This window comes from Pseudarthrobacter sp. NPDC055928 (assembly GCF_042270935.1).
Classification (GTDB): Bacteria; Actinomycetota; Actinomycetes; order Actinomycetales; family Micrococcaceae; genus Arthrobacter.
Genome location: NZ_JBHJZH010000007.1, coordinates 1 through 12,189, shown reverse-complemented (window position 1 = coordinate 12,189; position 12,189 = coordinate 1). Strand labels below are relative to the sequence as shown.

The 12,189-nt window shown below is 66.5% G+C and carries 11 protein-coding genes; 7 read left to right on the top strand and 4 right to left on the bottom strand.

Annotated elements, in window-relative coordinates; all coding sequences use genetic code 11:
- The first annotated feature begins 64 nt into the window (after positions 1 to 64).
- Positions 65 to 472 (top strand): excalibur calcium-binding domain-containing protein, encoded by a 408-nt coding sequence (locus tag ACFC25_RS10685; RefSeq protein ID WP_376045130.1) that lies wholly within the window; start codon positions 65 to 67, stop codon positions 470 to 472.
- A 26-nt stretch (positions 473 to 498) separates the two neighbouring features.
- Complete coding sequence (locus ACFC25_RS10680) at positions 499 to 1,143, top strand: class F sortase (RefSeq protein ID WP_376045129.1); 645 nt, start codon at positions 499 to 501, stop codon at positions 1,141 to 1,143.
- Between the two features lie 320 nt (positions 1,144 to 1,463).
- On the opposite strand, the gene ACFC25_RS10675 is transcribed toward ACFC25_RS10680, so the two are convergent.
- Both ACFC25_RS10675 and hisC read right to left on the bottom strand, forming a co-directional pair.
- Positions 1,464 to 2,876, bottom strand: a complete 1,413-nt coding sequence (locus ACFC25_RS10675; protein WP_376045128.1) for an amino acid permease — start codon at positions 2,874 to 2,876, stop codon at positions 1,464 to 1,466.
- A 54-nt stretch (positions 2,877 to 2,930) separates the two neighbouring features.
- Complete coding sequence (gene hisC / locus ACFC25_RS10670) at positions 2,931 to 4,028, bottom strand: histidinol-phosphate transaminase (RefSeq protein WP_376045127.1); 1,098 nt, start codon at positions 4,026 to 4,028, stop codon at positions 2,931 to 2,933.
- A 93-nt stretch (positions 4,029 to 4,121) separates the two neighbouring features.
- On the opposite strand from hisC, the gene ACFC25_RS10665 reads away from it, so the two are divergent.
- Together ACFC25_RS10665 and ACFC25_RS10660 are read left to right on the top strand one after the other, a co-directional pair.
- Positions 4,122 to 4,625, top strand: coding sequence for an Lrp/AsnC family transcriptional regulator (locus ACFC25_RS10665; RefSeq protein WP_376045126.1), 504 nt, complete (start codon positions 4,122 to 4,124; stop codon positions 4,623 to 4,625).
- 120 nt (positions 4,626 to 4,745) lie between these two features.
- The gene (locus tag ACFC25_RS10660; protein WP_376045125.1) at positions 4,746 to 6,419 is read left to right on the top strand and encodes a thiamine pyrophosphate-binding protein; all 1,674 of its coding nucleotides are present in this window, start codon (positions 4,746 to 4,748) and stop codon (positions 6,417 to 6,419) included.
- A gap of 53 nt (positions 6,420 to 6,472) precedes the next feature.
- On the opposite strand, the gene ACFC25_RS10655 is transcribed toward ACFC25_RS10660, so the two are convergent.
- The gene (locus tag ACFC25_RS10655) at positions 6,473 to 6,859 is read right to left on the bottom strand and encodes a hypothetical protein (protein ID WP_376045124.1); all 387 of its coding nucleotides are present in this window, start codon (positions 6,857 to 6,859) and stop codon (positions 6,473 to 6,475) included.
- A gap of 158 nt (positions 6,860 to 7,017) precedes the next feature.
- On the opposite strand from ACFC25_RS10655, the gene ACFC25_RS10650 reads away from it, so the two are divergent.
- Complete coding sequence (locus ACFC25_RS10650) at positions 7,018 to 8,670, top strand: LuxR C-terminal-related transcriptional regulator (protein ID WP_376045123.1); 1,653 nt, start codon at positions 7,018 to 7,020, stop codon at positions 8,668 to 8,670.
- Between the two features lie 40 nt (positions 8,671 to 8,710).
- Here ACFC25_RS10650 and ACFC25_RS10645 read toward each other — a convergent pair whose 3' ends face one another.
- A complete protein-coding gene (locus tag ACFC25_RS10645; protein ID WP_376045122.1) occupies positions 8,711 to 9,877 on the bottom strand; it encodes a methyltransferase in 1,167 nt (388 codons plus the stop codon).
- 320 nt (positions 9,878 to 10,197) lie between these two features.
- Between ACFC25_RS10645 and ACFC25_RS10640 the strand changes: the two genes are divergently transcribed.
- Together ACFC25_RS10640 and ACFC25_RS10635 are read left to right on the top strand one after the other, a co-directional pair.
- Positions 10,198 to 11,094, top strand: coding sequence for a ketopantoate reductase family protein (locus tag ACFC25_RS10640; protein WP_376045121.1), 897 nt, complete (start codon positions 10,198 to 10,200; stop codon positions 11,092 to 11,094).
- Positions 11,095 to 11,200: 106 nt separating this feature from the next.
- The gene (locus ACFC25_RS10635) at positions 11,201 to 12,157 is read left to right on the top strand and encodes a lipid kinase (RefSeq protein WP_376045120.1); all 957 of its coding nucleotides are present in this window, start codon (positions 11,201 to 11,203) and stop codon (positions 12,155 to 12,157) included.
- Positions 12,158 to 12,189: the final 32 nt, after the last annotated feature.

Sequence of the window (12,189 nt, the reverse complement as noted above, 5' to 3'; positions counted from 1 at the left end):
TGTTTCCTCTGCAGTCGTGCGATTGACTTTTTTGAAATCAACGCAAAGAATATGGGGATTTTTAGTGAAAAAGAGCACTTCAATTCTGGCAGTAGCGGCAGTGGCTGGCCTTTCAGCGCTGACAGCTAGCCCAGCCAGTGCCATTGTCGGGGCCGCATACGCAAACTGCACCGCAGCAGCTGCAGCCGGCGCCTTCAACATCCCGGTAGGGGACCCCGGCTACGGCACGCACTTGGACAGCGATGGTGATGGTGTTGGGTGCGAGCGAGCCGTAGAAGGCGGAACGGCTGTGCAGGCTCCCGCCCAGAGCCAGGTCGGTGCCCAGGTTGCCAGGAAGCCCGTCGGCGGTGCTCCTACTGGCGTCGAGCAGGAGACCAACAATGCCATGAGCTTCCTTGCCCTTGGAGGTCTCGTGGCGGCTGCAGCCACCACGACTGTCCTCGTGCGCCGCCGTGCTGCGGTCAAGGCCTAGAGCACATTTCGGACTGATTACTTCGAATGACTAGCTCAATCAGTGGCCGTCGCAGATGCATTGCATCTGCGACGGTCGCTTTGCTTCTTCTCACGGGCTGTGCATCTAACGCTTCGACGCAAACCGTTAGCGCCCTCGACACCACAATTGCGACGGGCAGTACGTCAACATCCCCGTCATCCGCCGCGGCCGCACTGGCCTCGCCTGCTGATGTCATGGCGGCTTCCGTCCCGGTATCTATAGACATCCCAAGCTCAGTCACGCGATCCAAGCTGATCAGTCTTGGCCTCCGCAATGATGGGACTTTGGAAGTTCCTCCAGGCGAACCAGGAGCTCCGGCAGCATGGTTCAACGGCTCACCCACACCGGGTGAGCGTGGGCCCGCTGTAATTTATGGGCACGTTAACGCAACTGACGGTGGACTAGGAGTGTTCGCCGACCTTCGAAGTCTTGCAAAGGGCGACCTCATCAGGATCACACGCCAAAACGGCACAATAGCCGTTTTCAAAACGGATCGCGGCGAACAGTATTCAAAGACCGCGTTCCCGACGGAAAAGGTGTACGGCAACACAGAGGGGGCTGAGCTTCGGCTAATCACCTGCGACGGATATGATGCGAAAACAGGTGAATTCGACGACAACTATGTTGTCTATGCGACGCTTGTATCTTGAATTCCTACTGCTAGGTAAAGTCAAGACCCCGCTCTCACGGGCGGGGTCTTGCCGTACCAGTGACGGCTTTTTCTATTCAAGCCCGACTCCGCTGACAAGCCGAAAGCGTAATGTTGTGCACCTCCTTGCAGCGAAGAAGCGCCAGGGCCGAGGACTCCATGGGCAAGGTCGGGGCGCATTTGCTCCCGCCCGGCAGCTGTCATCTAGAATCGCAGCCAGCGTCCGGCCGAAAGCCCGGCATAATGACGGAGGACGCGCCCCGACCAAGCCAGCGCGCCCTCCGTGCCTCCCAAACCACGAATTGGTTGAGGGCTCTTGATTCAGTCGATGAGCACTGGTTGCTTGGCACCATCGGAAGACTCAACGCGTCCCGCAACCTTCCGGCCTCGGTGGTTCAGCCAGTTCGCCACCGCCAGCAGCGCCACGAGTCCGAACGTGCTCAGGAGCTGGGGACGGGAGTCTTCGCCGATGAAGCCCACCGTGAAGATCGCCGCGAGGATGAGCAGGCCAAAGCACGTCAGCCACGGGAAGCCGGGCATCCGCAGCGGAAGTTCCGTCCCCTCGCGGTCGGCGCGGAGGCGCAGCGCCAGCTGGGCCAGGAGCGCGGACGTCCACACCAGCAGGCACGTGGAGCCCACGATGTTCAGCAGGACGCCGAGGACCATCTCGGGGAAAGCCAACTCCAGCACCACCGTGACAACGCCGAAAGCGACGCTGGCCAGGACTGCAACAACCGGGACCCGGGCCTTGGACACCGATGCAAGCAGGCGTGGCGCGTCGCCCCGCTCGGCGAGGGAGTATGCCATCCGTGATGCACCGTAGAGGTTGGCGTTAAGGGCGGACAGCAGTGCGGCGACGGCTACCAGCGTGATGGCGGTGGCCGCGCCGGGCATGCCCGCAGCCTCCAGCACGGCGGCGAACGGGCTCTTCAGCCCGGCCGAACCCACGGGAACGACGGCGGCGATGATGAAGATAGCACCGATGTAGAAGACCAGGATGCGCCACAGCACCGTCCGGACTGCCTTCTTAACACTGCGGGCCGGCTCTGCGGTCTCAGCTGCAGCAACGGACACAATCTCGGTGCCGCCGAACGCGAACGCCACCACGAACAGTGCCGTGGCAATCCCGGCGAAGCCGTCGGGCGCGAAACCTGCACCGGTGAAGTTGGCCAGCCCCGGCGACTGCACGCCCGGCAGCCAGCCGAAGAGCAGGGCCGCGCCCACCAGGAGGAACCCGACGATCGCTGCCACCTTGAGCAGGGCGAACCAGAACTCGAACTCGCCGAAGTTCTTCACGCTGGTGAGGTTCACAGCGGTGAGCACCACGATGAACACGAAGGCCATCAGCCACACCGGCAGGGCCGGGAAGATGGTGGCCAGCAGGCCTGCCGCGCCGAGCGCTTCGGCCGCGATGACCACCACCAGCTGCAGCCACCAGAGCCAGCCCACGGTGGCACCGGCCACCGGCCCGTAGGCCTTGGCCGTGTAGACGGAGAAGGCACCGCTGTCCGGATTGGCTGCGGCCATCTCGCCGAGCGCCCACATCACCAGGATGATGAGGGTGCCGGCCACGAGGTAGGAGATCAGCACCGCCGGGCCGGCCGCCTGGATGCCGGCGCCTGAGCCGATGAACAGGCCCGCGCCGATGGCGCTACCGAGCCCCATCATGGTGAGCTGGCGGGGTTTCAGTGCCGCGCCCAGTGCGCGGCCAGACTTCATTGTCTGTTGTTCCATGGGGAGTCCTCTGGTTGTAGGTGGAACGGGTTGGGGTAACAGGAAAGTCGGTTGTCAGGCTGCGTGGGCTTGCAGGATCCTGAGCACGCGGTCATTGGAGGCAGGATCGGCAACGGTGATCCGCACGCCGTCTCCCTGGTACGCCCGGACCAGGATTCCCGCGACGTCAAACGCGTCCACCAGCCTCGCGCGGAGCTCGTCATCCGCACGGATCCACAGGAAGTTGCCCTGGCTCGGCTGCAGTTTCCAGCCCTGGGCTGCCAGCTGGGCGGCCATCCGCGCGCGCTCCCGCTTGACGGCGGATACCCGCGCTTCCATCTCCTCCCCCGCGTCCAGCGAAGCGATGGCCGCCTTCTGGGCCAGCGCGCTCACGGAGAAGGGAAGGGCGGTCCGGCGCAGTCCCTCAGCGATGACGGGCGCCGCCACGGCGTATCCCACGCGCAGGCCGGCGAGCCCGTAGGCCTTCGAAAACGTGCGCAGGATGCAGACGTTCGGGTACCTGCGGTAGAGCGCAAGGGAAGCGGGGCCGCTGCCCGGTTCGGCGTATTCCACGTAGGCCTCGTCGATCACCACGAGGATGTCCGAGCGGACGGATTCCAGGAAGGCCAAGACGCGTTCGTGGCTGATCGGCACGCCAGTCGGATTGTTGGGCGTGCAAAGCAGGATCACCTTGGTGCGGTCAGTGACGGCCGCGGCCATCGCATCGAGGTCGTGGCCCTCAGCCTCGTCCAGCGGAATGCGGACCGGCCGGGCGCCTGCCAGTTCCACCAAGATGGGGTAGGCGTCGAAGGAGCGCCACGCGAAGATCACCTCATCCCCGGCGTCGCACAGTCCGGTGATGATCTGCTGGAGGACGCCTACGCTGCCGGGTCCCACCGCCACTTCCCCGGCCGTGACGCCAAGGTGGTTGGCAAGCCGTTCGCGGAGTTCGACGGCGGCACTGTCCGGGTAGCGGTTCATCGTACCGGCCGCCGCGGCCACCGCAGCGGCGGCAGCGGGAAGTGGCTCGTAGTGGCTTTCATTGCTGGCGAGGGCTGCGACGTCCGTGCCGGCGCCGCGCCGGCCCGGGACGTAGGGCGGGAGGCCGGCCACCGCGCCGCGAAGCGTGGGAACCGCGGTGTCCGGTGCGGTCAAAAGTTGATCACGGGTCATGAGGACCGATCATGGATGTGACCCGGCGCACAATGCAAGATACCCTCAACACATTGGGACTTCTGCTCAACCTCTACTGTCTGTGGTGAAAATATGACCATCCCGAACCCCCGCACCGTGGATTCCCTCGACGGCAGGATCATCCTCGCCCTCGACAAGGATCCGGAAGCCAGCGCGCTGGCACTCTCGCGGACGCTCGGCGTCGCGAGGAACACGGTCCATGCCCGACTGGCACGGCTCGAGCGCAGCGGCGCCCTCCGATCCTTCAGCCGGAGGCTGGATCCCGCCGCGCTTGGCTATGACCTGATGGCCTTCCTCTCACTGTCCATCAGCCAGACGCGGACAGGCGCGGTGGAAGACGGGCTCGCCGCGATTCCGGAGGTCATCGAGGTGCACGCCACCACCGGGGACGCGGACCTTATGGCCAAGGTGGTGGCCCGCAGTACGGCCGATCTCTACCGCATCACCAACCAGATCCTCGAAATCGAGGGAATCCAACGGACCAGTACAGCCATATCCGTACTGGAACTCATGCCACCCCGCTACGACGGCCTCCTGAGCCGGCTGTCAGAGCAGGAATCTCGCCCTACGAACTAGGCGCGGGTGACGCACACCACAGCTGGGCATATTTGCACACTTACCCGCGCCCTACTGCCAATTATCCCAATCAACTTCACGCCTCTTGCCGATCTGTGAACCAGCCCACAAGATTCCTGCATGACTTCACTTACCGTCTCCGGCCGCGTGGCACAGGTTCTCAGCAGCTACCTCAGCGACGTCTTCGGCGTCATGGGCAACGGCAATGTGTATTTCCTGGACGCCGCCGAAAAGCTGGGCCTCCGCTTCTCCCCCGTCCGCCACGAAGGCGCCGCCATCGCCGCGGCCGACGCCTACTTCCGGGCCTCGGGACGCCTCGCAGCAGGCACCACTACCTACGGCCCCGGCTACACCAACGCGCTCACCGCCCTCGCCGAGGCGGTCCAGGCGCAGATCCCCGTGGTGCTGGTCACCGGGGACGCCCCCACCAGTGGCGCCCGGCCCCAGGACGTGGACCAGGCGGCCATCGCAGCAGGCCTCGGCGCGGCAACCTTCACCGTCACCCGCGAAACCGCGGGCTCCATCACCCGGCAGGCAGTGGAGTACGCACTCACCAAGCGCACCGCCGTCGTGATTGCCATTCCCTACGACCTCGCGGCACTCGAGGCTGCGGATGAGGAACTTCCGGAGCCGTTGGCACCTCAGGTGACGGACGACGTCGACGGCGGCATTGGGCAGGTAGCGCACCTGCTCGCCGGGGCCAAGCGGCCGCTGATCCTCGCCGGCCGGGGTGCGCATCTCGCCGGAGCCGGCCCGGAGCTCCGGGAGCTCGCGGACCGTCTGGGTGCGCTGACTGCCGGAACCGCCCTGGCCCTCAACCTCCTCCAGGGCGAGGGATACCTCGGCGTCGCGGGCGGCTTCGGCACGGACACCGCGGCCGGGCTCATGGGCGAGGCCGACGTGGTCTTGGTGGCCGGGGCAAGCCTGAGCCAGTTCACCATGCGGTTCGGGCACCTGCTTAGCCCGGACAGCACTGTCATCCAGATCGACACCGCCCTGCAGCCGACGCACCCCCGGGTGGATACGTTCGTCAGCGCGGACGTGAAGGCTGCTGCGGGACGCATCCTGAGGATGCTCGATGGCCCGGCCTTGCCGGACGCCGGTAGCGGAGAAGCCTGGCGCGCGGAAGCCCGCAGGCGTCTGGCCGAAGGGCCGGGCCACGCAGCAGGCTCCGACGAGACCCCGGACGGCAGGCTGGACCCGCGCGCCCTCGCCACCGCGCTGGATGCCGTGCTGCCGGAGCGCCGCACCGTAGTCCAGGACGGCGGGCACTTCATCGGCTGGGCACCCATGTACTGGAACATCCCCCGGCCGCAGGATCTGGTGATGGTGGGGACGGCCTTCCAGTCCATCGGCCTGGGCCTCGCGAGCGCCGTCGGGGCGGCCCGCGCCGTGGAGGACGGCCGCACCCTGGTGCTGGCCTCCGGCGACGGCGGTTTCCTGATGGGCCTGTCCGACCTCGAATCGCTCATTGGTGCGGCGAGCAGCGCCGTCGTGGTGATCTACAACGATGCCGCCTACGGGGCCGAGATCCACCAGTACGGATCCCAGGGCCTGACCGAAAATCCCATGCTGATCCCCGAGGTGGACTTCAGCGGGATCGCCCGCGCACTCGGTGCCGAGTCGGCGATTATCCGCTCACTGGCGGACCTTTCCGCGCTCACGGACTGGATCGACGCCGGCGCGAAGGGAACGTTCGTGGCCGACTGCCGCATCACCTCGAGCGTCCGGGCCCCGTGGATGAGCGAATGGATGCAGGCCAAGCAGGGGGCGAAGGCGGCGGTGGCGGGGTAGCAACCTTCAAGACCTACCCAGCCCGCCGCCGTCGTAAGCCCCCGCTGGACCGCTCACCCAACAGGCGACCCGACCCGGATTACCCCTGCAATGTGCCGCGGGAACTCTGTCAGCTCTTCGCCCGCCTCCTGATACCACTGCGAGAGGACCGCCGGAGGCTGACCCAGGACCGTCGTGTTGCTGAACGATTCGATCCACGATCCGGACCGTGCCAGGTGTTCGCTGACCACACCCATGTGGTTGGCCATGGATTCGGCGTCGGCGTGGACCTGAAGGACTGTGATCTGCCGGCCCTGGTCATCGGCGAAGAACTGGAACACGAGCATCTTTGGCTCACGGCTCTCCACGAGGCTGGCCACCTCGCGGCAGGACGTGAGGGCTTCATCGAGATGCCCCTCGCGGACGGTGTAGGTGCCCAAGTAGACAAACGGCTCGTACATGATGGCCTCCTGAACTAGCTAATCCGCACCCTGCGGATCACTCTCAGGATCCCGCCGGCGGTGCCAGGCAGGCATCGGCAAACCGCGCCACCTTCGACATCCGGCATTGGGTAGTTATGCCCAGTCCAACGATGCATAGTAGTGCTCAGGAGGTTGAAGTGGCCGACGACGGAAATCACCTCGCGCAGGCACGGGCATTCCACGCGGCGTACGCGTGGCGGCAGGCCTGCGACGAGTTCCGCGCCGCCGGCGGGCCGGCCGGCCTCGGGGTGGAGGATGTCGAGTGCTTCGCCGAGTGCGCACAAATCGTGGGGTTCCGCGACGATGCGATTGCCGCGCTGGTGCGTGCCTTCGAGGAGCGGGCCGCGAACGGCCAGGTGGGTCCCGCCGTCGCCTCCGCTTTCTGGCTGTGGCAGGCTTACCGCCTCAACGGCGAGGACGCGCAGGCCAACGGCTGGCTGGCACGGGCCCGGGAACTCGGCCCGGACGACGCCGGCGAAGAGCCCGGCTGGCTGCTCATCACCACGGCGTACTACCGGATGGGCGCTGGCGCCTATGACGACGCCGTCACGCTCCTCGCGCGCGCCCGTGACGGGGCCGCAAGGACGCACGACGACGATCAGCTCGCCTTCTCGACGCTCCTCACCGGCCGCGCCCTCGTCCTGTCCGGCCGCCTCGCGGACGGGCTGGACTGGCTCGACAATTCGATGCTCCGCGTGGTGGCGGGCCAGACAACGCCACGGGTCACAAGCCTGCTCTACTGCGCGGCGATCGGCACCTGCGAAATGGAGGTGCACGACGTCGCGCGGATCCGGGAATGGAGCGCGGCCCTCGGATCGTGGCTCAAGAAAGTACCTCCGTTCGGTGGGCCCTTCTACGGTCACTGCCTGACTTACTATGCGGTCCACCTCCGGCTCGCAGGCGAGTGGGCGGCTGCCCTTGCCCAACTGGAAGAGGCATGCCGTAGCTTGGCCGAGGGCGCAGGAACTCGCTTCATGGGGCATGCGCGCTACGAGCTCGGTGAATCGCATCGCCTCTTAGGCGACTTCGCCGAGGCCGTGGCAGCCTACCGGACGGCAGCGTTCACCGGAGGCCCCACGCAGCCAGGGCTCGCCCTGCTCAGGCTCTCCCTGGGAGACGTGCCAGCGGCGGCAGCGGGGATCCGGCGTGCGCTCGGCGAGTCCGTGGGGCCGGCTGCCCGCGTGGAACTGCTGCCTGCGGCAGTGACCGTGCTGTTGGCGGCACAGGCTGCAGGTGAAGCCGAGGCCGCTGCAGCCGAGTTGGGCAGCCTCGCCGAGCATTTCGCGTCCGACAGCGTGCGCGCCACCCACGCACGGGCACTTGGCGAAGTGGCCCTTGCAAAGGATGACTTGCATCAGGCACTTCCCTGGCTCCGACAGGCCGCCGGTCTGTGGCGAGACCTCGACGTCCCCTATGAAACGGCACGGTGCTCCGTACTTCTGGCCACCGCGTACCGGGGAGTAGGGGACGACGAAGCGGCGGACCTTGAACTCGAATCGGCACGCCAGGCCTTCACGCGCCTCGGCGCCCGTCACGACCTGCTGATGGTCGAAGGCATGCTCCGGCATCCCGACACGCCGGGCCAGCACGGACTCTCACCCCGCGAGGTGGAAGTGCTCCGGTTAATCGTGCAGGGCCTGACCAACCGGGCAATTGGTGCGGAGCTGTTCCTCAGCGAGCGGACCATCCAGCGCCACGTGAGCAATATTTTCGACAAGCTCGGAGTGACCTCTCGGACACAGGCTGCAACACATGCCATCGAGGAAGGGATCATCAGCGGCGCCCAGTGAGGCTGGTTACCACGATGTACCCGTTGGGTCCCGCGGGAAACTACCGACGAACAAGCCGCCACAGCGAGGTGACCTCGGCCGCGCGTGCCTCGAACAGAGGATCGTCGCGGTCCGATGCCTTCGGATGCGTTGGCTTGGTGTCGAGTCGGTCCACCACCTTGAGCCCGGCCGCCGCGATGGCGGCCAGCAGATCGTCACGCGTCCGCAGGCCAAGGTGTTCGGCCAGGTCGGAGAGGACAAGCCAGGCCTCCCCGCCGGGCTGCAGATGGTCGGTGACCCCGTTCAGGAAGCGGAACAGCATCCTGCTCCCGGGGTCGTAGACGGCGTTGTCCAGGCTGGAATGCGGCGTGGCCGGAATCCAGGGCGGGTTGCAGACAATGAGGGGTGCCACCCCGGGCGGGAACATGTCGGTCAGGACGGCCTCGGCACGGTCGTCAATACCGAGGTTCCGGAAATTCTCGGCGGCGCAGGCGATGGCACGCGGTTCATTGTCTGTTGCCACCACGCGGTGGACGCCCCGGCGCGCGAGGACGGCAGCGAGCACCCCGGTGCCGGTTCCGACGTCGAACGCCAGCGTGTCAGAGGGCAGCGGTGCTGCGGCCACGAGGTCCACATACTCACTCCGGGTGGGGAAGAACGTGCCGTAGTGCGGGTGGATGCGGTCCTGCAGGGCATCGACGTAGACGCCCGTCCGCCGCCACTCGTGGGCGCCGATGGCCCCCACCAGCTCCTGCAGCGACACCACGGAGGGTTCGCCGATGTCCCCGTACGCCTCGGCGGCGGCCTCCCGGATGTCCGGTGCGCGGCGCAGCGGCACCACCGGGCCCGGATCAAGGGGAACCAGCAGCAGGCCAAGGATGCGCGCACGGTGCGAGGCGGATTGGCGATGCCTATAGAATTTTTCGGCCGACGTTGCTGTGGTCTCTTTCTTTCCGGTGCCTATCCGCCGGTCCAAGGCGTTGAGGATCTGCCGTGCGTTGTGGAAGTCACCGTGCCAGAGCATCGCGATCCCCTGGGACGCCATCCGGTTCGCATCATCGGCCGTGAGGGAGTCGTCGACTACTTCTACGCGGGTCGGCGCCGGTCTGCCGTTCGCCGACCGCCATCGCGCGGTCATGCTGACACCAGCCTCGGCCCAGGTCACGACGGCGGGATCATCCACCGCAGCTGTGCGCGAGGGCTTGAGGCCCGGCGTCGGGATTCCCACGGGAGCTGGTGTATCGGTACTGATAGAGATCCATTCCAAGCGTCATGGGAGCCGATCGGCAACTGACGATTGCGGCGGTGATCCACGACGGGGAAGGCGACGGCCCAGGTTTCCGGACCGTCATCCGGCCGCGAACCGAGCGTGGTTGATGGCCGCTGGAGCCATTCAACCTGCCTTCTCAGGATACAGGTGCGCCGCGGGTGGGAGGTCCTGCTTAAACCCCCTAGCCTTGGAACATCGGATCCAAAGGCTCATCAGCTGTCCCGGTCTCCAGGGCCCGGTCAACATCCTTGAGCACCACCCCGGAAAGGTATGCACCCATGCGGATACTCGTTGTCGGAGCCGGAGCCACCGGCGGGGCGTTCGGCACGCTCCTGCAGGAAGCGGGACGGGATGTCACATATCTTGTGCGGCCGCGCAAGCAGGAGGTCCTTCGCCGCGACGGGTTGCGCTTCATCTCCCCCACCGCTGACCGGACGCACCCGGTCCAGACCATTACCGCACCGGACGGGTCGGAGGCCTTCGATCTGATCCTCGTCACGGTCAAAGCCACCGCATTCGACGGCGTCCTCGGCGAACTGGGCGCTTTCGTGGTGCCGGAAACCAGCATCATTCCCATCCTCAACGGCATGGCCCATGTGGACCGGCTTGAGCAGCAGTACCCGGGACAGGTGCTGGGCGGCCTGGCCCGGATCGTCGCCACTCTCGACGGCGATGTGGTCCGCCAGCAGGTGCCCCTCACTTCGCTCACGGTAGGTGGGCTGAACGGAAACCCTGTCCCCGCGGATGTTTCTGAGGCTCTGGACGTGCCCGGCGTCGATTTCTCGGTGGTTGACGACATAGTGGGCGCACTGTGGGATAAATGGGCATTCATCGCCGCCGCGGGGATCGTCAATTGCCTGTTCCGGGCGCCAGTGGGACGGATCATCGAGGCCGGCGGGCAGTCCAGTATCCTGGAGGCCATCAGCGAAACCGAAGCGGTGGCCGACGCGGCAGGGCACCCCGTTTCCGACGCCGCTCATGGACAGGCGGTCGGAATCCTCACCGAGCCGGGATCGGCCTTCACTTCCTCCCTGTACCGGGACCTCAGCGCAGGGCTCCCTTCGGAGGCGGAGCACATCCTCGGCGATCTCGCACGCAGGGCCCGGGAGCTCAACGTTCCCGCGCCGCTGCTGGACCTCACCCTCATCCAGATCAGGGCCGGCCTGCAGCGCTGAACCCTTCGGCGCAGCTGCACGGAATGCAAGGAGCGAAGCCGGGCCTCCCAAGATCCCACCCACTCGGCCTAAGGAATTCACAGGTCCGCGGCCTACCATGGCCTTCATGAAAGCTGCCAGGGACGTCCGCTCAGCCGCCGTTGTGATTAACGCCGGATCACGCCGAGGGGCGGCACCCGAACTTGCGGTGGACACCATGCGAAAGGCAGGCGTGCCGATCTCCGCCGTGCACCACGTGCTGTCCGGGGCAGACCTGGCCGGGACGCTTGACCGGGTGCTTGCAGACGGGCACGACCTTGTGGTTGTCGGCGGCGGCGACGGGACTGTGTCCTACGCCGCGGGCCGGGTTGCCGGCACCAACGTGATGCTCGGCGTTCTTCCGCTGGGCACCGCCAACGACTTCGCCCGTACGTTGGAGATCCCGAACAATCTCGCCGAGGCGTGCGCCACCGTCGCCGAGGGGAAGGTGGTGGACATCGACCTCGGCCGGGCCAACGGCGAGCCGTTCCTCAACGTCGCGTCCGTGGGCCTGTCGGTGGCGGTCACCGAAGCCCTCAGCCCCCGCCTGAAGCGGATGATCGGGCCATTGGCCTACAGCATCGCGACGCTTCGGGCCTATGCCAGGCACCAGCCGTTCCGGGCCCGCCTCGAGTTCCCGGAAGGGGACCACGAGCCGATGGAGTTCGAGGACCTGCTTCAGGTGGCCGTCGGCAACGGCCGGCACTACGGCGGCGGCAACACGGTCTCCCCCACCGCCGGGATCGATGACCACATCCTTGACATCTACGCCATCCTGGCCGGCCCGCTCCGGGAACACGTGAGTATCGCACGGTTGCTCAAGGACGGAAGCTTCATCAAACACGACCGGGTGCACCACGTGACCAGCCGACACGTCCGGCTGGTCACCGAGCCGCCGCTTTCCGTGAACCTTGACGGCGAAATCGCCACCACCACGCCGGCAGACTTCACTATCCAGCGCAACGCCGTTCACGTCGTGGTGCCCCAAAGCAGCACCAGCGCATTGTTTGACGGACCGGGCGCCGCGGACTGGCCGCCCGTGTGAAAGCCAGCGGCCGCCGTCGTACTCTCACGACG

What these genes read in the sequence shown, in the direction of transcription:
- ACFC25_RS10680 (WP_376045129.1), top strand. Translation starts at nt 499, where the DNA reads ATGACTAGCTCAATCAGTGGCCGTCGCAGATGCATTGCATCTGCGACG.
- ACFC25_RS10675 (WP_376045128.1), bottom strand. Translation starts at nt 2,876, where the DNA reads ATGGAACAACAGACAATGAAGTCTGGCCGCGCACTGGGCGCGGCACTG.
- hisC (WP_376045127.1), bottom strand. Translation starts at nt 4,028, where the DNA reads ATGACCCGTGATCAACTTTTGACCGCACCGGACACCGCGGTTCCCACG.
- ACFC25_RS10665 (WP_376045126.1), top strand. Translation starts at nt 4,122, where the DNA reads ATGACCATCCCGAACCCCCGCACCGTGGATTCCCTCGACGGCAGGATC.
- ACFC25_RS10660 (WP_376045125.1), top strand. Translation starts at nt 4,746, where the DNA reads ATGACTTCACTTACCGTCTCCGGCCGCGTGGCACAGGTTCTCAGCAGC.
- ACFC25_RS10655 (WP_376045124.1), bottom strand. Translation starts at nt 6,859, where the DNA reads ATGTACGAGCCGTTTGTCTACTTGGGCACCTACACCGTCCGCGAGGGG.
- ACFC25_RS10640 (WP_376045121.1), top strand. Translation starts at nt 10,198, where the DNA reads ATGCGGATACTCGTTGTCGGAGCCGGAGCCACCGGCGGGGCGTTCGGC.
- ACFC25_RS10635 (WP_376045120.1), top strand. Translation starts at nt 11,201, where the DNA reads ATGAAAGCTGCCAGGGACGTCCGCTCAGCCGCCGTTGTGATTAACGCC.